The sequence below is a fragment of the Pectobacterium sp. 1950-15 genome, from assembly GCF_037136835.1.
In the GTDB taxonomy this organism is placed as follows: domain Bacteria; phylum Pseudomonadota; class Gammaproteobacteria; order Enterobacterales; family Enterobacteriaceae; genus Pectobacterium.
Map to the genome: position 1 here is coordinate 78,096 of NZ_JBBBQR010000004.1, position 23,849 is coordinate 101,944.

The following is a 23,849-nucleotide window of genomic DNA, read 5'->3' on the forward strand; positions in this document are numbered from 1 at the left end:
AGTCAAATATGCTAACAGTTAGTAAAAATAACACGGTGGAACATCATGCTTCAGGAAAAAGAGAATCTGCTGGGCGAGGCCAACAGCTTTTTAGAGGTACTGGAACAGGTGTCACAGTTGGCCCAGTTGAATAAGCCAGTGCTGGTAATCGGCGAACGCGGTACGGGTAAAGAGCTGATAGCCAGCCGCCTGCACTACCTTTCCCCCCGTTGGCAAGGGCCATTCGTTTCTCTCAACTGTGCGGCACTCAACGAGAACCTGCTCGACTCTGAGCTATTTGGTCACGAAGCCGGTGCCTTTACCGGGGCGCAGAAACGCCATCTGGGACGCTTCGAGCGCGCCGACGGCGGAACGCTATTTTTGGATGAGCTAGCCACCGCGCCGATGCTGGTGCAGGAAAAATTACTGCGGGTGATCGAATACGGCATGCTGGAGCGCGTCGGCGGCAGAGATCAGCTACAGGTTGATGTGCGGCTGGTGTGTGCAACCAATGACGACCTGCCTGCGCTTGCCGCCAGCGGTAAATTCCGTGCCGACCTGCTCGACCGTCTGGCCTTTGACGTTGTGCAGCTTCCGCCGCTGCGTGAACGCCAGCAGGATATCATGCTGCTGGCAGATAATTTTGCGATTCAGATGTGCCGTGAATTACATCTACCGCTGTTTCCCGGTTTTACGCCTGCTGCGCGTGAGACGCTGCTAAATTACGACTGGCCGGGCAATATTCGTGAGCTGAAAAACGTGGTTGAACGTTCGGTGTACCGTCACGGCGACAGCGAACAGCCTCTTGATGCCATCATTCTGAATCCCTTCCGCCGAACTCCCGCCGTTCAGGAAAAAACACAAACAACATCTACTCAGCCGGATTTACCGCTGGACATGAAGCCGTGGCTGTTGGAACAAGAGAAAGGTTTGATCGATCGGGCATTAACTCAGGCAAAGTTTAACCAGCGTAAAGCCGCGGAACTGCTGGGATTAACCTATCATCAGCTGCGTGGATTGCTGAAAAAACACGATATTGCAGTGAATGAATGAGAGGCGGGAAAGAAAAGGCGGGCGAATTCACGCCCGCAGAGTAAATGGATTAGTCGGTTAACAGCGCGCTATTACGGCTCCACACCCCAGACCAGCGTACCTTTATCGTGTACGGTGATCTTATCCCAGTTGGTGTAGCTCGTGACGTTAGCACCGTATGAATAATCATTCGTTTCATTCACGTTGCTCCAGTCACCGGCGTGGATACGCACCTGAACTTCACCCGTTTCCGCACCCGGCTGGAGAGAACCGGCTCCGCTGCTGAAGGTCACCAGAACGTAGCGGTTAGCCTTATCGGTGCTGGCGGCAGGGGTTCCTGTGCTGGTCACGATGTTGTGAGGACCGACGTTCGCCCAGTCAACAAAGAGGTTCGCACCCGGTTTGCCATCATCATGGAAGTAGTAACGCACTTGCAGATCGCTCAATTTGATCGGCGTACTTCCGGTATTTTTGATGTTGACCGCCATGCGAATCGCATCATCGGAAGGGTTGTTATCCACATTACGGTATTGCAGCACGACGTCACCCGTGGTTCCGTTACCCGGATTGGTCGGTTCCGTTGGTGTAGTCGGGGTATCGCCATTGCCCAGATCCGCACCTGCACGAATCTGCTCTCTGACAAATTTTCCTGACGCCGACAAATTCTGCTCTGTCCAACCGCCAGATTTGCTCGCTCCCGGAGCCAGCGCGGCGGAGGCCTCGGCTTTGTCGGTAAGTGACCAGTTAACCCAGCTCACGCCACGGTTGTTCAGGAAATCGATCCAGGTCTGCGATTCAGGCAAGAACGGTCCACCGTTGCCGGACGCATCGCTTGTGCCCCACTCGCTGACAAAAATCGCAGCACCGCGGCTTTGTGCATAATCAATGCGATCGCGCAGGAACTGCCCGTGCGTACCCGCATAGAAATGCAGCGCGTACAGCGTATTCGGATCGGGCAGCGGATTATCCGCCGCGTCATGAATATCCTGACTCCAGGTACCCGTGCCAACGATAATGAGGTTATCGGGATCTTTACTACGGATGGTGTCAGTCACTTCCAGCGCATAAGGCCGAATTTGCCCGTTCCATGTCACGCCGCCGTTGGGTTCATTGGCGATTTCATAAATCACGTTCGGCGAATTACCGTACAACCCCGCCATTTCGGCAAAGAAGGTTTTTGCCTGTGCTTTATAAATATTAGGATCGTTGTCCGACAAGATGTGCCAGTCAATGATGATGTAGACGCCGAGGCTTTGTGCCGCCGCAACGGCCTCTTTGACCTTATTGGCAAGGGAAGGATTGGAAATATAGCCATCCGCTGCCGTGTACATGGCAACACGGAATACGTTAATCCCCCAGTCATCACGCAGCCACTTCATCGAGTCTTTGTTGACGTAGTCACCAAACCACTGCAAACCGTGCGAACTGATCCCTCTCAGTTGCACCCTTTTTCCCTGTTCGTCCACCAGCCGCCCATTTTCAATGGACAGTTGGCCATGCGTTTCCACCGGTGTGGCGGATAATGCAGAGAAACTGAGTGACATCCCCAGTGCTACTGTTACCACACCTAACGTCAATTTCCTGACGAGTTGATTCCTTCTGATCCACATATTCCTTATCTCCATTGTGAACACCCATGATCTTGGGTACAGGCATGATAAGGGAGATTTCTGTTCCCGCAAATAATTTAGGAAATATCCCAATGATATTGATTTTATTAATTATTTACAGAAAAATAGAAAGCAAGGTAAGTATCTGGCGAGGTCATTTTTCAGGCAAAAAAAAAGCCAGCACGTAGGCTGGCTAAAATAATACTGGAAGCAATGTGAGCAATGTCGTGCTCTCCTTCAGTGCCTGCGAGAAGCCACTTCCGAAGTGCGAAAATAATGATAATAGTTATCAGTATCATCTGTAAAGCACTTTGTTGAGAATTTTTCTCATTTCCATACTGACTATGGGGTTCCTCCCTGCCTCATTGCTGTCGGTAGCAGGTTTAGTGCCCTATAGGGTTAAACAACCTATGACTGTAAAAATCCGGGATCGCCTCAATCAATCGCAACTGGCTTAACGAAGGATGTCGCGGATTAATCAGCGCATTCCGCATACTGCCAAACGGCTTAACCGTACTGGTCGGCACCCAAATCACCAGCGATTGCCCGGCGTTCAGGCAGCGCGACCCCAACGCCTGCACATCCGGCATAAACGGGTAGCGGTGCCAATCCTCAGGCAGCATGTCCAGCGTAATGGACTCTTGCGGGACGTCGTCCGGCAGTTCATACACGCCCAGACGATAGCTGGCGGGCAGCAACTGCGGCGAAGGCAGATAATTGCCCATTTCCAGCATGGCGACCGCAGGCGTTTCGCTAAAATAGAGTACCGGCGTATTAGGCTGATTAAAACGTGCGCCGTGCAGGAAGCTCACGCCCGTCTGCCCTGAAAATGACTCCAGCCAGATCGCTTTAGTAATGCGGTACAGCCTCATATAAATTCGCCGTATTCGATCCGGCTCAGCGCATGATCAACCAGCTGACGCCCTTTGTGCGTGTCCAGCATTTCCGCTGGTGTTTTCCCGCCAAAGGCCGGGATGCCGCTCTCCATCCACAGCTGCGCCTTCGCCTCATCTTCAAACGTCGTCATGGCTTTCAGCCACAGGCGAAACGTCTCCAACGCCGCCTCTCCCTGCTCCAGCGTTAAATGTTTACGGCGAAACAAACGGGAGATATTAGAGGGATCGACGGACAGCGCCGAGCCAATCAGCTTGCGGCTTAACCCGCTGGCATCCGCACCACGTTTCAGCATCGCGCCGGAAATCCCGCCGCGTACGACATTAACGAACATTAACGGGTCATGAAACACGCCATCAGGCAGTTCAGCTTCGCGAGCAAAGTTTTCAACTTTAAGACTGATTTCTGCATTCATAGTTATTTCCTCGTCATTATGACTTAACTATAGCATTCATTATGACGTTTTCAATTGTTCATCTGATGACTCAATCGGTTGGAAAGTCGCCAGACGCGCATAACAAGAGTGGGGAGGATGCCAAGAGTGCGATACACTCTGTATATAACCGTATTGACTGAAAAATCCCGTATGTTCGGAAAAACCTGTTTCGCACTGGCATTCACCTGGCTGGCATTGCCTGCACTGGCCGCACCGCAGCCCGTGCCAACATCATCTGCTCCGCTGGAAAGTATTCACCAGAGCGGTTTTGTCTATTGCGTCAATGATGTCCTGAACACGTTTAACCCGCAGATGGCGCGCAGCGGCGTCACCATTGATACGCTGGCGGCGCAGCTTTACGATCGTCTGCTGGATGTCGATCCTTATACCTATCGTCTGATGCCAGAACTAGCCCAGCGCTGGGAAGTGCTGGACAACGGTTCGACATACCGTTTCTATCTGCGCCGCGATGTGCCGTTTCAGCGTACCGCCTGGTTCAGCCCGACCCGCAATATGAACGCCGATGACGTGATATTCAGCTTCCAGCGCATGCTGGACGAAAAGCACCCGTATCATGATGTCAACGGCGGCGAATACCCCTATTTTGACAGCCTGCAATTCGCCGATTCGGTGCAAAGCATCCGTAAGCTGGGCGAGTATAGCGTTGAGATTCGGCTCAACAGCCCGGATGCGTCTTTCCTCTGGCATCTGGCTACGCACTACGCGCCGATTCTGTCCGCAGAATACGCGCAACGTCTGGCGAAAGAGGACAAAAAGGAGCTGTTGGATCGTGAACCGGTCGGCACCGGCCCTTATCTGCTCGATGAATACCGCAACGGGCAATATATCCGGCTGACGCGTAACGGCGATTACTGGCGCGGCTTGCCACGTATGCGGCAGGTGGTTGTCGATCTCGGTTCCGGCGGTACGGGTCGCTTATCCAAGCTGCTGACCGGTGAATGTGATGTTCTCGCCTATCCGGCTGCCAGTCAGCTGACGATTCTGCGTAACGACCCCCGTCTGCGTCTGTCGCTGCGCCCCGGCATGAACGTTGCCTATCTGGCCTTCAACGTGCGTAAACCGCCGTTGGACGACCGCCGCGTGCGGGAAGCCATCGCGCTGGCGATCAATAACGACAGGCTGATGCAGTCGATCTATTACGGCACGGCAGAAACCGCCGCGTCGATTCTGCCCCGCGCCTCATGGGCGTACGATAATGAATCGCAGATTACGGAATATAACCCGCAGAAAGCGCGGCAAATCTTGCAGGAACTGGGGCTAACGAACCTCAACCTGCGCCTGTGGGTACCCAGCGCCTCACAGTCCTACAACCCCAGCCCGCTGAAAACCGCAGAGCTGATACAGGCCGATCTGGCGCAAATTGGCGTCACCGTGACCATCGTTCCCGTGGAAGGCCGTTTTCAGGAAGCACGGCTGATGGAACTCAGCCACGATTTAACGCTGGCAGGTTGGGCAACGGACAGTAACGACCCGGACAGCTTTTTCCGACCGTTGCTAAGCTGCGCAGCAATTCGTTCCCAGAGCAACTACGCACACTGGTGCGATCCTACGTTTGACGAAGTGCTGCAAAACGCGCTCTCGTCACAACAGCTTTCTAAGCGGATTGACTATTATCAGCAGGCACAGCGTATTCTGGCAGAACAGTTACCCGTTCTGCCGCTGGCGTCGTCATTGCGACTGCTGGCCTACCGCTATGATATGAAAGGGCTGGTATTGAGCCCCTTCGGCAATGCCTCGTTCGCAGGCGTCTTCCGCGAGGCACAGCAGAAACCCTCTGCACCGGAAACCGTGGAGGAAGCACAGCCGTGATTATTTTTACCTTGCGACGTCTGGTGTTACTGATAGTGACACTGTCACTCCTGACGCTGGTTGGCTTTAGCCTCAGTTACTACACGCCCAACGCCCCGCTCAACGGCGCGGCGCTGTTTGATGCCTATCATTTTTACCTCACCAGCCTGCTTCAGGGGGATTTCGGCCGTTCCAGCATTAACGGACAGGCCATCAGCGAGCTGCTGAAAGAAGTGTTCCCGGCCACGATCGAGCTTTGTTTGCTGGCGTTTGCGCTCTCGCTGCTGGTCGGTATTCCGCTGGGAATTACCGCTGGCGTGATGCAGAACCGCGGCGCGGACATTGTGATCAGTACGTTAGCGCTTATCGGCTTCTCTCTGCCGGTATTCTGGCTGGCGCTGCTGCTGACGCTCTTTTTCTCGCTGCACCTTGGCTGGCTGCCGGTTTCAGGCCGCTTCGACCTGCTCTATCAGGTGAAAACCGTCACCGGATTTGCACTGATTGACGCCTGGCTGTCAGATTCACCACATCGCGGCGAAATGATCGTCAGCGCTATTCGCCACCTGATTCTGCCGATTACCGTGCTGGCCGTCGGGCCAACCACCGAAGTGATCCGCCTGATGCGCGTCAGTACCACGGACATTATCAGCAAAAACTACATTAAAGCGGCGGCAACTCGCGGACTGTCGCGCTTTACGATCATTCGCCGCCATCTGATTCACAACGCGCTGCCGCCGATTATTCCCAAACTGGGATTACAATTTTCCACGATGCTGACGCTGACGATGATTACCGAAGTGGTCTTTAACTGGCCGGGTATCGGTCGCTGGTTGGTGAATGCCATTCGCCAGCAGGACTTCGCTGCAATTTCTGCGGGCGTAATGGTGGTGGGCGCGATGGTCATCACGGTCAACATCCTGTCTGACATTTGGGGTGCTATGGCAAATCCGTTGAAACACAAGGAATGGTATGCCCTTCGATAACGTTTATAGCGAAAAGCGGTTGCCTAGCCGACTAGGCGATACCTGGCGGGCATTCCATCAGGATATGCTGGCGATGATCGGGCTATATGGCTTTCTGATCCTGATTGGCCTGTGCCTGTTCGGCAAGTTTCTCGCGCCTTATGAAGTGGATCAGCAATTTTTGGGCTACCAACTGCTGCCCCCCTCCTGGTCACACTACGGTGAAGTCTCGTTCTTTCTCGGCACCGACGATTTGGGGCGCGATCAGCTAAGCCGTCTGCTGAGCGGTGCGGCGCCGACCGTCGGCGCATCGCTCATCGTCACCTACGCGGCGGCGCTGTGCGGCATCGTATTGGGCGTCTTTGCGGGCGTTACTCGCGGGCTGCGCTCCGCAATGCTCAACCACATTCTGGATACGCTGCTGTCGATTCCCTCGCTGCTGCTGGCGATTGTGGTGATTGCCTTTATCGGCCCTAAGCTCGAACACGCGATGCTCGCCGTTTGGCTAGCGCTGCTGCCGCGCATGGTGCGCACCATCTACAGCGCCGTACACGCAGAAATGGACAAAGAGTACGTGATCGCCGCCCGTCTTGACGGTGCGTCCACGTTTTATCTGGTGTGGTACGTTGTGCTGCCGAATATCGCCGCGCTGCTGGTTTCCGAGTTTACCCGCGCGCTGTCGATCGCCATTTTGGATATCGCCGCGCTGGGCTTTCTCGATTTGGGCGCACAGCTGCCGACCACCGAATGGGGCGCGCTGCTTGGCAACTCGCTGGAGCTGGTTTATGCCGCACCGTGGACCGTGATGTTGCCCGGCGCGGCTATCGCGCTGAGCGTATTAATCGTCAACCTGCTGGGCGACGGCATCCGCCGCGCGCTCGTCGCGGAAACGGAATAAGAGGCGACGACTCCCTATGCCATTACTTGATATCCGTAACCTGACGATTGAATTCCTCACCGCCGACGGCCCGGTAAAAGCCGTCGACCGCGTCAGCATGACGCTGAGCGAAGGGGAAATTCGCGGGCTGGTGGGCGAATCCGGCTCAGGTAAAAGCCTGATCGCCAAAGCCATCTGCGGGATCACCAAAGAGAACTGGCGCGTGACCGCCGATCGCTTCCGCTTTGATGATATCGACCTGCTGCAACTGTCGTCGCGCGAACGGCGTAAACTGGTCGGCCATAACGTCTCCATGATTTTTCAGGAGCCACAATCCTGTCTCGATCCGTCCGAGAGTATCGGGCGGCAGTTGGTGCAGGCGATTCCCGGCTGGACGTATAAAGGCCGCTGGTGGCAGCGATTCAACTGGCGCAAACGCCGCGCTATCGAACTGCTGCACCGCGTCGGGATTAAAGATCATAAAGATATTATGGGTAGCTACCCTTATGAACTGAGCGACGGCGAATGCCAGAAAGTGATGATTGCCATCGCGCTGGCGAACCAGCCGCGCCTGCTGATTGCCGATGAACCCACCAACGCGATGGAATCCACCACGCAGGCCCAGATTTTCCGCCTGCTTTCGCGGCTGAATCAGAACAATAACACCACGATTCTGCTCATCAGCCATGACCTGCAAACCATGAGCAAATGGGCTGACCGGATCAACGTGCTCTACTGTGGGCAAACGGTAGAGAGCGCAACCAGTGAAGATTTGATCACCGCGCCGCACCACCCTTATACGCAGGCGCTGATTCGCGCGATGCCCGATTTCGGTCGTTCGCTGCCGCACAAAAGCCGGCTGAACACGCTAACCGGTGCGATCCCCTCGCTGGAGCACCTGCCGATTGGCTGCCGGCTCGGCCCGCGCTGCCCGTATTCACAAAAGCAGTGTATGCAAACACCGCCGCTGCTTTCGGTTAAGAACCACTTATATGCCTGCCACTTCCCGCTCAACATGGAGGAACCGTGATGGTTGAGATGCTGCTTGAAGCCCGCAACCTGACCAAGACGTTCCGCTATCGGACCGGGCTATTCCGCCGTCAGCACGTTGAGGCAGTGAAATCCGTCAGCTTTACGCTGCGTGAACGACAAACGCTCGCCATTATCGGTGAGAACGGTTCGGGGAAATCGACGCTGGCTAAGATGCTGTCGGGCATGCTTGCCCCGACGTCTGGCGAACTGGTTATTGACGATCACCCGCTGCACTACGGCGATTACCGTTATCGCAGCCAGCGCATTCGTATGATCTTTCAGGATGCAGGCAATGCGCTCAACCCGCGTCAACGTATCGGGCAACTGCTGGATGTTCCGCTGCGGCTAAATACCGATCTCAGCGCCGAAGCACGCGAAAGAGCGATTAATCAGGCTCTGCATCAGGTTGGGCTGCGTCCCGATCACGCCTATTACTATCCACATGCGCTCGCACCGGGGCAAAAACAGCGTGTCGGTCTGGCACGTGCGCTGATCCTGCAACCGAAGGTGATTGTTGCCGATGAGGCGCTGGCGTCACTGGATATGTCTATGCGGTCACAGATTATCAATCTGATGCTGGAGTTACAGGAAAAGCACGGTATCTCTTATATTTACGTGACGCAGCATCTGGGCATGATGAAGCATATCAGCGACCAGATTCTGGTGATGCAGGCTGGCGAAGTGGTCGAGCGCGGCAGTACCGCCGATGTGTTGTCCGCCCCGCTCCACGACCTGACGAAACGTTTAATTGCCAGCCACTTCGGCGAAGCACTCAGCGCCGATGCCTGGCGACGCGACGGCGCACAACGTTAATCTCCGCGCACGACGACGGTATCCCCGCAACGGCCGCAGGACGGTGAAAAAAGGGAGGATACTGCTCGGAGTACCGCTACCGTCCCCAACATGGTAGAATCGCGCGGTTTATTCATCTCGGTCGTCACTTGCCGCGTAGGTTTACCGGCACCGAAGTGGCGATCGCAGCAACAATGATCACAAGGATTACTGCTATGGGTTTTCTTACCGGTAAGCGCATTCTGGTAACAGGTGTTGCCAGCAACCGTTCTATTGCCTACGGTATTGCACAAGCAATGCAGCGTGAAGGTGCCGAACTGGCCTTCACGTATCAGAACGACAAATTGAAAGCACGCGTTGAAGGCTTTGCCAGCGAGCTGGGCTCCAGCATCGTTCTGCCGTGTGATGTCGCTGAAGATGCGAGCATCGAAGCACTGTTTACCGAACTGGCTAACGTATGGCCGAACTTTGATGGCTTCGTGCACTCTATTGCTTACGCACCGGGCGACCAACTGGACGGTGACTACGTTGATGCCGTGACCCGTGAAGGTTTCAACATCGCTCACGATATCAGCTCTTACAGCTTCGTCGCGATGGCGAAAGCCTGCCGTAAAATGCTGAACCCGAACTCTGCGCTGGTTACCCTGTCCTACCTGGGTGCTGAGCGTGCCATCCCTAACTACAACGTGATGGGTCTGGCAAAAGCGTCTCTGGAAGCAAACGTACGTTACATGGCGAACGCCATGGGTGCTCAGGGCGTGCGCGTTAACGCCATCTCTGCGGGCCCGATTCGTACACTGGCTGCCTCCGGCATCAAAGACTTCAAGAAAATGCTGTCGCATTGCGAAGCCGTTACGCCAATCCGCCGTGTCGTTACCATTGAAGACGTGGGCAACTCTGCTGCGTTCCTGTGTTCCGATCTGGCTGCCGGTATCTCCGGTGAAGTTCTGCACGTTGACGGCGGCTTCAGCATCGCTGCAATGAACGAGCTGGAACTGAAGTAAGTCATCAAAAGTAGCCTATCCCTGATAGGCTACTTTCCTCCTTCGGCTATAACACCTAAATGGTGCGGCTCGGTTAAATAGGGTAAGACAATACGCTTGTCACGCCTCTCTGGACTAAATATCCCTTTAGTAAACAGATTGTTACTCTTTCTTTTCAATTCCAACGGTCACCGAATAATCCTTATTCAATAGTTCAAACGTATAATCCCGCTGCGAAGAGAAAATAATCTCTCGTGCTTTTGTCACAAATATCGCTTCGATATCCGGCTGGTTTTGTAGAAACTCAATGCCCGCGTTCACGCCCATGCCGTAGAGCAGCGTGGTGTAGATATCACCGTCGAGAGAGTCATTCGAGATAACCGTGACGCTGTGCAGTTCGTTATCCAGCGGATAACCCGTCCGAGGATCGAGAATATGGTGATAGATGCGATCGTCCACGGTAAAAAAGCGTTCATAGACGCCGGATGTCACTACGGATTTGTTCTTCACCTTAATGATGCCAAGCAGGCTATCGCGATCCGCAAAAGGTTTCTGCAACCCGACGTTCCAGAGCCCTTGCTCATCCGTCAGCGCACTGCCGATTGCCAGCACGTTCCCCCCTAGATTGATCAGCGCATCCTGAATCGCATGTTGATGCAGGACATCACGGACGATATCGGCAATATAGCCTTTCGCAATCGCCCCCAGATCGATCTCCATTCCGGCGCTTTCTAGCAATACGGCGCAGTCCTGCTCTCTGAGAATAATGCGTTCGGGATGTGTTAATGCCAGCGCCCGTTGTATCGGTTCGCTGTCAGGTACCGTGCTGCCGCTAAACCCGATTTTCCAGAGTTTCACGACAGGGCCAATCGCAACGTTAAAGCCGCTATTTTCAATCAGACTCACCGCTTTGGCGCGCTTAATCAACTCAAAGACAACCGGGCTGACCGACACATACGCCTTGCCCGCCGCGTGATTGATGCTCATCACTTCCGACTGCGCTCGGTTAACGGTTAGCAGGTCTTCAAGCTGCTTGATGCGCTGGAAAACCTGCCTGACGGCAGTTTCATCATGAACAAACAGTTTGAGCAGAATCGGGCTGCCCATCAGATGAACGGAATAAACGTAAGCGTTATCGACTGAAGGCATAAGGCGGCTCCCATGAACGAATGGCGGAACAGAGAGAAAACGGGTGGGCAATCGCGAGCGCCCTTTCAGACGCTCGCCATCAGCACGACTATTTTATGACTGACTCTTCTACCACTTATTCCTCTATCAGCATCGGCTGGTTTTCAGCCGTTTTCGCCGCCGCTTTCGCAAACTTTGGCTGACGTGCTTTCGTTGGAAAAACGTCGGAACGACGCGGCGCCCGCGCATAGGCCGCCGCCTGAATACCCGCCTGAATCCCGAAGATAATGATATCCGCTACGGCGTTGCCGCCAATCCGGTTCGCCCCGTGAATACCGCCAACCACTTCCCCTGCTGCGTAAGCCCCGGAAATCGTCTCTTTATAACGGTTCAGCACTTCCGCTTTCTCGTTGATGGTGACGCCCCCCATCGTATGGTGTACGCCCGGCGCCACCTTAATGGCGTAGTAAGGCGCCTGATTCAGCGGGTCGCGCATCCCCGTCGTGCGACCAAAATCTTCATCCTGTTTATTGGCAATGAAGGCATTGTAGCGTTCGAGGGAGGCTTGCAGCGCAGTTGGCGGCATATCCAGCAGGTCGGCCAGTTCCGCGATGCTGTCCGCGCTAACGGTCAGCCCTTGCGCGACATACTCTTCGACCGCCCGGTTGCGGCTTCTCACCTGTTCATCAAACAGGATGTACGCATAGCCTTCCGACAGGTTCACGATGGCTGATGAGACGTTATCCCGCGTCTCCATTTCGTTAAAGAAACGTTCTCCACGCTGCGACACCAGAATAGCTCCGCCGCCGCGAATGGATTCGGAAATCAGATAAGACGTCGTCTGTTCCACCGTCGGATGGGTCTGAATTTCCCCCATGTCCACCGTATCCGCACCGATCTGTTCCAGCAGGCGAATGCCACCGCCCGTCGCCCCTTTATGGTTGGTGGTGACGAAACCTTTCAGGTCTGGTCGGTATGACACCACCATCGATGCGTTCGCGCTAAAGCCGCCCGTCGCGACAATCACCGCTTTTGTCGCAATTTGGCTCTCTTCCTGCTCCTCATTGACGACGCTGACAGCAGTAACCTTGCCCTTCTCCTGCACAATTTCAGTCACTGACGTTTCCAGCAGCACCTCAATATTGTATTTATTGAGGTTTTTAATCAGCCCGCTGACCAGATAGCCGCCCACCGCTGCGCCGTTGGCTGGCCGATGTGTTCTGTCAACGCTCATGCCGCCCGTCGTGGTGATATCGCTCAGTTCAATATCGTGCTGCGCCAGCCAGTTAATGGCGTCTGACGCATGATCGACGAAGTACTTCACCAGCGCGGGATTGTTCTTCTGTTTACCGCTTTTCAGGGTTTCGTCATAGAACAGCGCGTGGCTATCTTCGATGCCTTTATTTTGCTGGAAGACGGTTCCCGCCGCGTTCATACCAGCAGACGCCTTGATGGTATTCCCACCAATGACCGGCATCTTTTCAATCACTATAACGCGCGCGCCCTCTTCGCTGGCCTGAATCGCCGCCGCCAGCCCCGCACCGCCGCTGCCAATCACCACCACGTCCGCTTCGCGGCGCGCGTTTGGGTTACCGCCATCAGCAATAATGGCGTCTTTGCTGGATTTCACCATCGCCTTGGTGACCGCCTTTTTAATGGCTTCACTCTGCGCCGTGGCACCCGTTACGGCATCAACGTGGGGACTATTGGTATCCAGAATGCGTTCGCGGATAATCTCAAAACTGATTTTCAATGAATCATCGATCTCGCTATTCTCCAGCGCGATATCGGCGACCCGATTCTGCTCAAAATGAACATGAATTCGCAGCTCGCCACATTCATCCTGAACATTTTCCTGATAAACCCCGGATTTAAATTTTTTTCCGGTTAAATTTACATCCCGAATCATGGCTTCTACTAATGAAAAACGCCACAGCGGTTCGGGAATCATTAATGCTTCACGTTTATCACTGGCAATATAAAGTTCGAGCTTTTCCTGCTTGGCAATACGATCTGCCCAGTCTGGATAAGCAATACAGGCTCTGCCGACGGCAATCAGGTCATAACCATTTTCCAGCGCCGCATCGGCGTCTGCCTGATTCACAATATCCCCGACGCCAATAACCGGAATCGCGGCTAATGTTGCAGAACGACGGGAAACATATTTTTTAATCAACGGCGTCGGGTCATTAATCTCAATAATGGATGAGCGCAGGATATTTCCCATAGAGAAGTGGACGTAATCCAACCCGCGCGCCGCTAATTTTTCCAGCAGATAGAGTGAATCATCAAAATGAATACCCGGCTCTTCGATCTCTTCTGGCGAGAAACGATAGCCGATAATAAATGCAGGATCGGCGTATTGAGCCGCGACCTCATGGGTGATATCCAGTACCGCCAGCGGAAATGCTGCACGGTTGTCACGGCTGCCGCCCCATTTATCTGAACGTTGATTAGAGTGGGGAGAATAGAACTGTTGGATCAGGTAGGTGTTCGCGCCGTGAATTTCTACCCCATCGAACCCCGCCTGAATGGCACGACGGACGGCATCACCAAACTTGCCGATCATGGCGTCAACCTCGTCGCCCGACAGCGCGACCGGAACCGTCGCTCCTGCGCGCGGCGCGGCAATGGCGCTCGGCGCAACCGGCGTCGCACCACCGATAAAACGCGGTTCGACCATGCGGCCGCCGTGATAAATTTGCAGGATCGCCGTCGAACCTTTCTCTTTAATCGCCGTCGCAATTTTGGCCAATCCGGCAATTTTGTCGTCGTGGTCTATTCCTATCGCACCGGGAAAAGCCAACCCTTTGTCATCAATAAAACAGCATTCCACAATCACGGTACCAATGCTGCCTGCTCTGGCCTGATAATATTCCACCAGCTCTTTGGTCACGCTCCCATCGTAAAACCCACTACAGGTGGTCATGGGTGCCATCAGTACCCGATTTTTCAGCGTCGCGCCGTTGGGGAGTGTAAAAGCGGCAAATAGATCATGGTGATTATTCTTCATAGCGAATACTCCACTTAAAATAGAAACTCTGTTCGCAAATGAATCAGAAGCCGCCATGTTTGTTTTTATTAATTCTTTTGGCTGATAATTTGCGAACTTATTACTTACCAAGTATCTATTTTTTTTGATGTTATAAAATGTTTTCTTACTATTTAAACTATTTTGTAGATCCGCTTTTATTAAGGGTATTCGCACAACTCTTTTTTATATTTAATACTCCATTCACTTCGTTAACATTTTCTTATCCTGAAAATAACCAATCGAATATTATTGATATTCTGCATAACAAAAAAACGCCCCGGTAAACAAATAAGACCGGGGCAAAAATGGGATGGCTATTGGTGTTGATAGGTATTCGTGTGGACGCCGTTAATGTACAGCTGACGCTGCTCACCCGCTGGAAGACGTAGCGTCGCGTGCCGCCAGGCAGGCTGATATCGCCCTTCCGATGTGAACGTCACGTCAATCCGTTGGCTATCAGTACAGATTTCCCAGCGCAGCCACAGCGCATTACCTTCACGCCATTGCCACGTTTCACCATCGTCTTCAAACAGTAGCCCGCTGTCCGTGCCACCCGCCGCAGGCGGGAATAGCAGGAATTCACGCTGTTCGTCTTCCTGTGGGCTGACGTGCGCCGTTCGTCCGGACAGCGGGATCATCGCCCCCGCACGGACCAGCAGCGGGAGCCGTTCCAGCGGAGCATCCAACACAATCGTCTGTCCGCCGCTGAACCACTGGCCGGAATGGAAATCGTACCAGCCTGACGTATTCGCCGGCAGGTACACCGTGCGCTTGCGCTGCCCCGCTTCAACCACGCTGGCAACCAGAATGTCTCGTCCCAGCATGAAATCGTCGGTTTCTGCCAGCGTCGCGCTGTCCTGCTCATGGTCGAGGAACGTTGGGCGCAGCATCGGCTCATCATCCGCACTAGCCTGCCATAGCAAGGTGTAAAAATACGGCAACAGGCGATAGCGCAGCGCAATGGCGCTGCGGATCGCAGGCGTTACCGCGGGATACATCCACGGTTCGTTCACCGTATGGTCATCATTCCAGGAATGGATAGTGAAACGCGGATGCATCACGCCATTTTGTACCCAGCGCACAAAAAGCTCAGCGTCCGGTTTGTCACCGGAGAAGCCGCCGACGTCATGCCCAACATTAAACAGGCCGGACAGACTCATTCCCACGCCCATTCGGGTGTTGTAGCGCAGCGTCTGCCAGTTGGTGCGGTTATCGCCGCTCCAGGTTTGCACGTAGCGCTGCATTCCCGCACAGCCGGAACGGGAGATCAGATAAGGGCGCTGCGTCGGGGCAAAACGCTGCTGTGCTTCTAGGGAGGCGCGCATCATCAGCAACGGCATCAGTGGGCGAATGTGTTTGATCGCCATCGTGTCGCCGAATCCGTGGCAGCGGGCTTCGCCATCCCAGACTTCATATTCGTTATTGTCATTCCACGTCGAATCAATCCCTTTCTCCAACAACTGCCGGGTGACGTTCTCCTGCCACCACGCCACCGTTGCCGGGTTGGTGAAATCAAGGTGCGACCCTTCGTCATCCCAAAAGCTGGAGCGTTCTGGCACATCGGCTTCGGAATCGAGGATAAATAGCCCCTGCGCCGATACCTCTTCATATTTGGGATGATCTTGCAGTAGACAGGGCTTGATATTGGCAGCCAGCTTGAGGCCCGCATCGTGGAAGGCCTGAGACATCACCTCCGGCTGGGGGACTTTGTCGTAGTTCCAGTTAAACACATAGCGCTTATTGTTAATCGACGTGTAGCCCGATGAGAGTTGGAACGAATCACACGGAATATGGTGCTCACGACACAGCGCGATAAATTTCATCAGTTGCTGCTGCGCATCCGGCGCGTCGGTGTAATGCATGGTGGAACCGCTATAGCCGAGGCTCCACTTTGGCCCAAAGAGCGTTTTCCCCGTCAGGCGAACGAACGCTTTCGTTACATCCAACACGCGCGGCCCGATGAACAGGTAATAGTCGAGATCGCCCGCCTCCGCCTGATAGCGCCGATAAGCCAGATGGTAGTTATCGATTTCATTGCCGAGATCGAGCCAGGTCGTGCTCAGATTATCGTAAAACAGGCCGAAGCTGACATCGTCGCGTCGGGTAATGGTAAACGGGACATGCTTATACAGCGGATCGGTGCTCGCCGCGTTGTAGCCCATCGCATCCAGATTGCGAAACTCAAATCGCTGTCCGGTGCGTTCAAGATCGCCCGCCTTCTCGCCCAGACCGTAATAACGCTCTGTCGCGAAACGGCGCTGATAATGCGCCACGCCGTCACCATGCGGGTTCAGCAGGTAGGCGCTGGTGGGGCGATCGGCGGCAAACGGCTGCCATTCGCCCTGTTCATTGAGGTACTCCCATGCCAGCCACAGCGGTTGATGAATCGTAATTCGCATCCGCGCGGTGCTGATACGCAATGCATCGTCCAGCTGTTCCAGTGAGAATCCCGGCAGGCTAAAGCCTTCGCTACTTTCGCGGCTGCGTCCCTGCCAGGGAACATCCTGCTGCGGCGCGATGCTCCAGGTGCGGTTCAGCTTGAGTTCACCATTTTGTTTAACCAGCACGCGGGCCAACATCGGTTCCAGCACGTACAGACGAAAAACATGTTTATCATCCACCAACAGCTCAACATGATCGGCGCTCTGATGACGAAACACCCAATTTTTCAACGTTTTCATACAGCGTCCTTTTCAGGAAAGAATAAACTCGTCGTTATGCTTAATGCAGGTCCCTTAAGCCCATTTTTAGGAGAAACACGGGGATGAGGTTCCCTTAGGGAAGCCTCGCCCCGTGGTCGCTCCGTGTATCTCGCGTCTTAAACGAATGGCATAAGCCGTTATGCCTGCGACCGCGTTTTCCCACGACGTTCAGCAATAAATGCGATCAGGAAGACGGCACCGATCAGATCGAAGAATCCCATGGCGACAAACAGCGGGTTAAACCCGATTTTGTCGGCCGTGACGCCAATCAACAGCGAGAACAGGAAGCTGGCAATCCAGGCAAACGAACCGCGCATCCCGTTCACCGTGGCCATCTGACCTTTATCAAACGATTCCACCACCAGTGCGCTCAGCATGCAGGAAATCACCTGATGGCCGAACCCGCCGATGGAAATCAGCAGAATTGCGACCCACGGATCTTTACTGATGGCGACCAACGCCAGCGACAGCATCAGAAACGCACCCGTTACCGAGCTGGCCACAATCGAGTTAACGCGCGAACAGCCGAACCAGCGGGTGTAGAGCCGAGTGAGGTAGCCGCTGGCGACGCTGCCCAGATCGGCGGCAAGAAACGGTAGCCATGCAAACATCGCGATTTGTTTCAGATCCATACCGCGTTCATTTGCCAGATAGAGCGGTACCCAAAAGCTGAGCACGGCCCACGCGGGTTCCGCCATAAAAGCGGGAATCGCAATACCGTAAAAGCGTTTGTTTTTTGAGACGGTTTTCAGCGCGGTAAAGAAAGGCAGTTTGACAGGAGGCGCTTCATTGTCCTGACGGATGAAATCCAGCTCCTCGCGGCTTAAATTGGGGTGATCTTCCGGGTTATGGTAGAACAGCCACCACAGTACCACCCACAGCAGCGCCAGCCCACCGGTGAACATAAATGCGCCCTGCCAGCCCAGATAGGCATGCGCCACGACGATAATCGGCGGTGCCAGCATCGCGCCGATGGAGAAACCGACACCGGCCCAACCTGCCGCAATCGGACGTTCCTTTTTCGGGAACCACTCCCCCAACGTTTTCGCATTCGCCGGTGTCGCCGCGGCTTCCGATGCCCCCATAAAAAAGCGCAGAATCGCCAGATGCAGCCAGCTTCCCGCCCCCGCGTGGAAGATGCACATCAGCGCCCAGATTGTGGCGCAGATCATAAAGCCCATTTTCAGACCGATGACATCGATCAGCCAGCCGCAAATCGGCTGAAAGATGGTGTACGCAAGCTGGAATGCACCCACAATCCAGGAATATTGCTCGGTGGTGATACCCATCGTGGTTTTCAGTTCTGGTGCCAGAATACCGAGCGAGTTACGCGTGATGTAGTTAACAGTAACGCCAAGCAGAAACAGGCCAAGAACCCACCAGCGCAGGTTTCTGAATGTCCGTTTGCCTTTGGTAGCGATGGAGGACGAATTGATGTCGAGACTCATGGTGACTCCTATACAGGAAAGTAGGGTTACATTGGTCTGATATCTCAGCGGCATTTTTGTATTTATAGCCTGCCGAACACTCAAACCATTTTCATGTCATTGTATTTATTAATTTAAATCCTTTTTTTATTGCCTCTAACCACTGAAATTGGTTTACCAAATCGAGAGTAGAACAATTGAAAATCGTGAAACACTCACTTTTTTGAAAACATTTTCATGCTATGGTCAAAATGCAGGCAAAAAACCCTCTGTATCGCCTGAAAACAGGAAACAGATAGCAATGAAAACTTTGTCATTTTCTAAGGTGAACGGGATCACAAAATGAAAGGAAACCTGAAAATACGTGAAATTGCGCAGCGGACAGGCTACTCGATCAGTACGGTTTCACGCGTATTGTCTGGTCAGTCCAATACCAGCGAGCACGCAAAAGCAGAGATTCTCAACTGTGCCCGCCAGTGCGGCGTACTGGCCGATCTTGCCAACGGCCGCCTGCTCTTGAACGGGCTGACAATATTCGCTCCACCGCGCGCTTTTGATATTCGGTCCGACATCTTCTATCACAAAGTGGTACAGAGCATCATTGATGCCCTAAAGCCGCACGATGTGCGAGTGCGATACTGTGGACTGGAAGAAAATGACAGCGATGCCGCGCTCTTTTTAGACAAAATGCGCGATCCGGCCACGGAGGCGGCACTGCTGATCGGCATCGACGATCCCTATATTCACGCGCTGGCGGCAGACAGCGGTAAGCCCTGCATATTGATTAACTGTCTCGACCGTAAGATGCGACTGCCGGGTGTGGCACCGGCACACCGGTTAATCGGCGAGTTCTCCGCGCACTATCTCTTCGAGCAAGGACACCATACCGTGTTGACGCTGTTATGCCTGCGTCGCTACACCATGGAGCTACGTCTGGACGGTATCCGGGATGCCTATCAGTACCATAATCTGCCGTTTTCCAGTGGGGAGAACTTGCTGTCGTTAGATAATTTCAGCACGGCAGATGCGGAACAGGCGATGAACGCCTTTTTGTCCCGCTGTCCGCAGGATAAATGGCCTACGGCTATTCTGGCAGGCGGTGATTTCATCGCGGTCGGGGTGGTCAATGCGCTGCATAAGGCAGGATTGCGCGTACCGCAGGACGTCTCGGTGATGAGTATGGATGGCTTCAATCTGTCGGCCATTCACGATGTGCCGCTCACGTCGGTACACGTGCCGCGTGAAGCGCTGGGCGAAGAGGCCGTCAGGCTGCTGCAATACCGCCTGATCCGTCCCGAAGCCCCGGTTGGCAACACGCTACTCAACGGTACGCTGGTCGTTCGCCAATCCGTCAGGCGGCTGCGCGCCAGTAAATCGGTAGCACCCGTACAGGACGAAAGCCTTTACGACTGAGCCTGCAACCACTGCTGTGCCGCATCAAAGAAATTCTGCGCCAGCGGTGTCGCTCTGCCTGCCTGTGCGACAACAACCGCGGCGCGGCGGCGCATCGGCGGAAAGTGCAGCGGCCGCAGCGTTAACGCGGGCGTCATTTCCGAGATCAAGCTGCCGCGGGGAACAATCCCACACCCCAGCCCGACATAGGTACTTTGGATCAGTTGCAGGACAGAAGCGCTTTCCACTTTTACCCACGGCGAGACACCCATTTCGCGGAAATGGCTATCCAGATAGCGACGGAAATAACGGCTGGCCTCCGCCAGACAAAGCGGCACATCGGAGAGTGCGGTGAGAGGCAGCGGCGTGTCACCCACTAACTGCGGGAAATGGTGAGGATGAAACAACAGATCGATGCCCTGCTCCATTAGCGGCGATGCCTGAAAGTGCAGCTCCTGTAGCGTCGAAAACTCAAAAAAGCCGATACCGACATCCACCGAGTGCGCATTCAGCGCTTCCAGCAGTTGATCCGCACTGAACAGAGAAATCTGAAAATCCAACTGCGGGTAAACCTCATTGACCGCGGCCAGCAGGCTCGATAACGCGATGCTGCTTTGCGGCACCGCACCGATGCGCAATACGCCACTCACGCCACGCTTCAGCGACGCCACTTCCAGCTTCAGCCCCTGATACACCGAGACGATCTCCCGTGCCCAGGCCAGCACGCGCTCGCCTTCGGCGGTAAAGCCCTCAAAATTGTTACCCCGGTTGATTAGCGCCAGATCCAGCTCTTTTTCCAGATTCTTCAACCGCATGGAGAGCGTTGGCTGACTGACAAAACTGGCTTCCGCTGCCCGGCCAAAATGGCGCTCTTTCTCCAGATTGCACAGGTATTGCAGTTGCTTAATATCCATCGTCAGACTCTGTAGTGGGTAAGCCATAAGTATACTCTGATAAATAACCTCTATCCCACCATAGCCGCATTTGATTAGACGGGATCGCCGACGGCACCTAAACTTCCCTCAAGAGCAAATATTTAAAATTTTGTTCACATAAAAAAAACAAAACCCTAAATAATTCGAGTTTCAGGCCGGCGGCAACGCAGCGAGTCCCCAGGAGCTTACTCAAGTAAGTGACTGGGGTGACAAATCTGCTGGGAGCAGATTTGAACGCTGCTTGCAGCGGCCCTTCAGGGCGAGGCCCACGACGGGCCGAGTATTTGAGGCGGCCAACACACCTGCAACTTGAAGTATGACGGGTTTATTCACCTGCGGAACATGCTATGAAATTCAAACCATCCATCAAGCCATACCGCAATGCGGCTGGCGGCTGGGGCTCGTTGGAAGCCACCACGCGTTTTGTGCTCGACAGCAAGCAAGCGCTGAAAAATATCCGAAACTTGTTGCGGGTCAATAAATCGAAAGGTTTTGACTGCCCCGGCTGCGCCTGGGGTGATGACAACAGCAGCACGTTCAGTTTCTGCGAAAACGGCGCGAAAGCGGTCAGTTGGGAAGCGACGCGCAAAGCGGTCGATCTGGATTTCTTCGCCGCCCATAGCGTCACGACGCTACGCCAGCAAAGCGACTATTTCCTTGAGTATCAGGGGCGTTTAACCCACCCGATGCGCTATGACCGCGCCAGCGACCGCTATGTTCCCATCGACTGGGACGCGGCGTTTGCGCTGATTGCTCAGCACATCAATAATATGGCTCATCCCGATCAGGTGGAGCTTTATACGTCCGGCCGTGCCAGTAATGAAGCCTCTTATCTGTATCAGCTTTTTGGCCGCATGTTGGGCACCAACAATTTTCCCGACTGCTCGAATATGTGCCATGAGGCCAGCGGAATTGGCCTGAAACAGAGTATCGGTGTGGGGAAAGGCACGATCCGGCTGGATGATTTTGAACACGCTGACGCCATCTTCGTTTTTGGTCAGAATCCTGGCACCAATCACCCACGCATGCTGCACAGCCTGCGCCACGCCGCCGATCGCGGCGCGCATATCGTCTCCTTTAATACGCTACGCGAACGCGGTCTGGAACGTTTTGCCAATCCGCAGAATCCGCTGGAGCTGCTCACGCCACTGTCCGGCACCATTAGTGAAACCTACCTGCAACCTAATCTGGGCGGCGATATGGCCGCCGTGCGCGGCATGGTAAAAGCGCTGCTGGAAACGCATCGCCAGCGTCTGTCTGCCGGGGAAGCGGGTTTATTCGATCAGGATTTCCTGTCTACGCATACCCAACAGGTGGACGAGTATCTGGCCGTTGTCGACGCGACAAGCTGGCAGAAAATCGAACAGCAGTCCGGCCTGAACGAAGCGCAACTGCGCTATGTGGCGGCGATTTATCAGCAGTCTCCGCGGGTGATTTGCACCTGGGCGATGGGCATTACTCAGCACAAGCATTCCGTCGCTACCGTGCGGGAGATCGTAAACCTGCAACTGCTGTTCGGGCAGTTAGGGAAACCGGGTGCAGGTCTGTGTCCAGTGCGCGGCCACAGTAATGTGCAGGGTAACCGGACCATGGGGATCGATGAGAAGCCGACAGCGGCATTTCTCGATCGTCTGGCGGCGCATTATGGTTTCACACCGCCTTACGTCGCAGGCCACAACACGGTAGAAGCGCTGGAAGCGATGCTGCGTGATGAGATAAAAGTGCTCATCGCGCTGGGCGGTAACCTCGCCGCTGCTGCACCGGATTCAGCGCGTACCGAAGAGGCGCTCAGCCGTTGCGATCTGACCGTACATATCAGTACCAAACTCAATCGCAGCCACCTGGTTACGGGCAAGGTTGATGCATTGATTCTGCCGACGCTTGGCCGTACCGATCTCGACATGCAGGCCAGCGGCCCGCAGTTTATTACCGTCGAAGATTCTTTCAGCATGGTGCATGCGTCACAGGGTGTCGGACAGCCGCTTTCGCCGTTGCAGCGCTCGGAAACAGCAATTGTTGCCGGGATTGCCAATGCGGTTCTCGGTCATGAACAGATCGACTGGCTGGCGCTGGCGGACGATTACTCACGCATCCGCGATCACATCGCCGCGACCATTCCCGGCTTTACCGATTTCAATGCCAACTGCGACCTCCCGGGCGGATTCTATCTCGGTAACGCTGCCGCCGAGCTGCGCTTCAATACCCTCAACGGGAAAGCGCAATTCAGCCATGTCGCGCTGCCCGATACGCTGTTCCCACAGCTACAAGGCAGCGACGTGCCTTTTACCTTGCAAACCCTGCGTTCGCACGACCAGTACAACACCACCATTTATGGGCTGGATGACCGCTACCGCGGCGTGTACGGGCAGCGGGAAGTTCTGTTCATGCACCCGGATGATATCCGCGCGCTGGGGCTGGAAGATGGCGATCGGGTCGATATCGAAACGTTGTGGAACGACGGTATCACCCGCGTCGTCAACGGTTTCAAGCTGGTGAGCTACGCCATTCCGCGCGGCAATCTGGCAGCGTATTACCCGGAAACCAACCCGCTGGTACCGCTGTCTAGCTTCGGGGATGAAACGCACACGCCGACGTCTAAATCGGTACCAGTTAGCGTTCGTCGTAGTATGCAAACTGAATCTCTGCTGCGCATCGCCTAGGCATCTGCCCTCTAGCCGCCGCATCAAAAGCTCCCCCTGCCGTGCCGTAAAATCGATAGCGTGTACGGCAGGGGGACGTGTTCAAGTCGGCCCTGACGTGACTCGAATTTATCCGCGCTTTGGCCGCCGCTCTGCGCCCACCTTCCCCCCGATTATTCTTGCCGC

17 protein-coding genes are annotated in these 23,849 nt (G+C 54.5%); 9 read left to right on the forward strand and 8 right to left on the reverse strand.

Features of this window, described 5'->3' with window-relative positions; translation table 11 throughout:
* The first annotated feature begins 45 nt into the window (after positions 1-45).
* A complete protein-coding gene (pspF, locus tag WCT94_RS06140) occupies positions 46-1,032 on the forward strand; it encodes a phage shock protein operon transcriptional activator (protein ID WP_336868571.1) in 987 nt (328 codons plus the stop codon).
* A gap of 71 nt (positions 1,033-1,103) precedes the next feature.
* Here pspF and WCT94_RS06145 read toward each other — a convergent pair whose 3' ends face one another.
* The 3 genes from WCT94_RS06145 to WCT94_RS06155 all read right to left on the reverse strand — a co-directional run bounded on the left by WCT94_RS06145 (position 1,104) and on the right by WCT94_RS06155 (position 3,930).
* A complete protein-coding gene (locus tag WCT94_RS06145) occupies positions 1,104-2,621 on the reverse strand; it encodes a cellulase family glycosylhydrolase (protein WP_336868573.1) in 1,518 nt (505 codons plus the stop codon).
* Positions 2,622-3,004: 383 nt separating this feature from the next.
* Positions 3,005-3,493 (reverse strand): RES family NAD+ phosphorylase, encoded by a 489-nt coding sequence (locus tag WCT94_RS06150; protein WP_336868574.1) that lies wholly within the window; start codon positions 3,491-3,493, stop codon positions 3,005-3,007.
* A complete protein-coding gene (locus WCT94_RS06155) occupies positions 3,490-3,930 on the reverse strand; it encodes an antitoxin Xre/MbcA/ParS toxin-binding domain-containing protein (protein ID WP_336868576.1) in 441 nt (146 codons plus the stop codon). The genes WCT94_RS06150 and WCT94_RS06155 overlap by 4 nt, the downstream gene beginning before the upstream one ends.
* A 171-nt stretch (positions 3,931-4,101) precedes the next feature.
* On the opposite strand from WCT94_RS06155, the gene sapA reads away from it, so the two are divergent.
* The 6 genes from sapA (at position 4,102) to fabI (ending at position 10,427) form a co-directional block, all read left to right on the forward strand.
* On the forward strand, positions 4,102-5,781 hold the full coding sequence (sapA, locus tag WCT94_RS06160; RefSeq protein WP_336868850.1) for an ABC transporter substrate-binding protein SapA: 1,680 nt from the start codon (positions 4,102-4,104) through the stop codon (positions 5,779-5,781).
* Complete coding sequence (sapB, locus tag WCT94_RS06165; protein WP_319847970.1) at positions 5,778-6,743, forward strand: putrescine export ABC transporter permease SapB; 966 nt, start codon at positions 5,778-5,780, stop codon at positions 6,741-6,743. Before sapA ends, sapB begins: the two co-directional genes overlap by 4 nt.
* The gene (gene sapC / locus WCT94_RS06170; protein ID WP_015840559.1) at positions 6,730-7,620 is read left to right on the forward strand and encodes a putrescine export ABC transporter permease SapC; all 891 of its coding nucleotides are present in this window, start codon (positions 6,730-6,732) and stop codon (positions 7,618-7,620) included. The genes sapB and sapC overlap by 14 nt, the downstream gene beginning before the upstream one ends.
* 16 nt (positions 7,621-7,636) lie before the next feature.
* A complete protein-coding gene (gene sapD, locus WCT94_RS06175; RefSeq protein ID WP_180778000.1) occupies positions 7,637-8,629 on the forward strand; it encodes a putrescine export ABC transporter ATP-binding protein SapD in 993 nt (330 codons plus the stop codon).
* Positions 8,629-9,444, forward strand: coding sequence for a putrescine export ABC transporter ATP-binding protein SapF (gene sapF, locus WCT94_RS06180; protein WP_336868851.1), 816 nt, complete (start codon positions 8,629-8,631; stop codon positions 9,442-9,444). The genes sapD and sapF overlap by 1 nt, the downstream gene beginning before the upstream one ends.
* Positions 9,445-9,638: 194 nt before the next feature.
* On the forward strand, positions 9,639-10,427 hold the full coding sequence (gene fabI, locus WCT94_RS06185; protein WP_015840562.1) for an enoyl-ACP reductase FabI: 789 nt from the start codon (positions 9,639-9,641) through the stop codon (positions 10,425-10,427).
* A 141-nt stretch (positions 10,428-10,568) separates the two neighbouring features.
* Here fabI and WCT94_RS06190 read toward each other — a convergent pair whose 3' ends face one another.
* The 4 genes from WCT94_RS06190 to WCT94_RS06205 all read right to left on the reverse strand — a co-directional run bounded on the left by WCT94_RS06190 (position 10,569) and on the right by WCT94_RS06205 (position 18,718).
* Positions 10,569-11,555: an FAD:protein FMN transferase gene (locus WCT94_RS06190; RefSeq protein WP_336868579.1), complete on the reverse strand. Its 987-nt coding sequence runs from the start codon at positions 11,553-11,555 to the stop codon at positions 10,569-10,571.
* A 115-nt stretch (positions 11,556-11,670) separates the two neighbouring features.
* Positions 11,671-14,547: a flavocytochrome c gene (locus WCT94_RS06195; RefSeq protein WP_336868581.1), complete on the reverse strand. Its 2,877-nt coding sequence runs from the start codon at positions 14,545-14,547 to the stop codon at positions 11,671-11,673.
* 335 nt (positions 14,548-14,882) lie between these two features.
* Positions 14,883-17,249: a glycoside hydrolase family 31 protein gene (locus tag WCT94_RS06200; protein ID WP_336868582.1), complete on the reverse strand. Its 2,367-nt coding sequence runs from the start codon at positions 17,247-17,249 to the stop codon at positions 14,883-14,885.
* Positions 17,250-17,407: 158 nt separating this feature from the next.
* Complete coding sequence (locus WCT94_RS06205; RefSeq protein WP_336868584.1) at positions 17,408-18,718, reverse strand: MFS transporter; 1,311 nt, start codon at positions 18,716-18,718, stop codon at positions 17,408-17,410.
* A 321-nt stretch (positions 18,719-19,039) separates the two neighbouring features.
* On the opposite strand from WCT94_RS06205, the gene WCT94_RS06210 reads away from it, so the two are divergent.
* Positions 19,040-20,110 carry a LacI family DNA-binding transcriptional regulator gene (locus WCT94_RS06210; RefSeq protein ID WP_336868586.1) on the forward strand — a complete coding sequence of 357 codons (1,071 nt, stop codon included), beginning with the start codon at positions 19,040-19,042 and terminating at the stop codon, positions 20,108-20,110.
* Here WCT94_RS06210 and WCT94_RS06215 read toward each other — a convergent pair.
* Positions 20,101-21,003, reverse strand: coding sequence for a LysR family transcriptional regulator (locus tag WCT94_RS06215; RefSeq protein WP_336868852.1), 903 nt, complete (start codon positions 21,001-21,003; stop codon positions 20,101-20,103). The two genes, WCT94_RS06210 and WCT94_RS06215, sit on opposite strands and share 10 nt — an antisense overlap.
* A 368-nt stretch (positions 21,004-21,371) precedes the next feature.
* On the opposite strand from WCT94_RS06215, the gene WCT94_RS06220 reads away from it, so the two are divergent.
* A complete protein-coding gene (locus tag WCT94_RS06220; protein WP_336868588.1) occupies positions 21,372-23,684 on the forward strand; it encodes an FdhF/YdeP family oxidoreductase in 2,313 nt (770 codons plus the stop codon).
* The last annotated feature ends 165 nt before the right edge of the window (positions 23,685-23,849 follow it).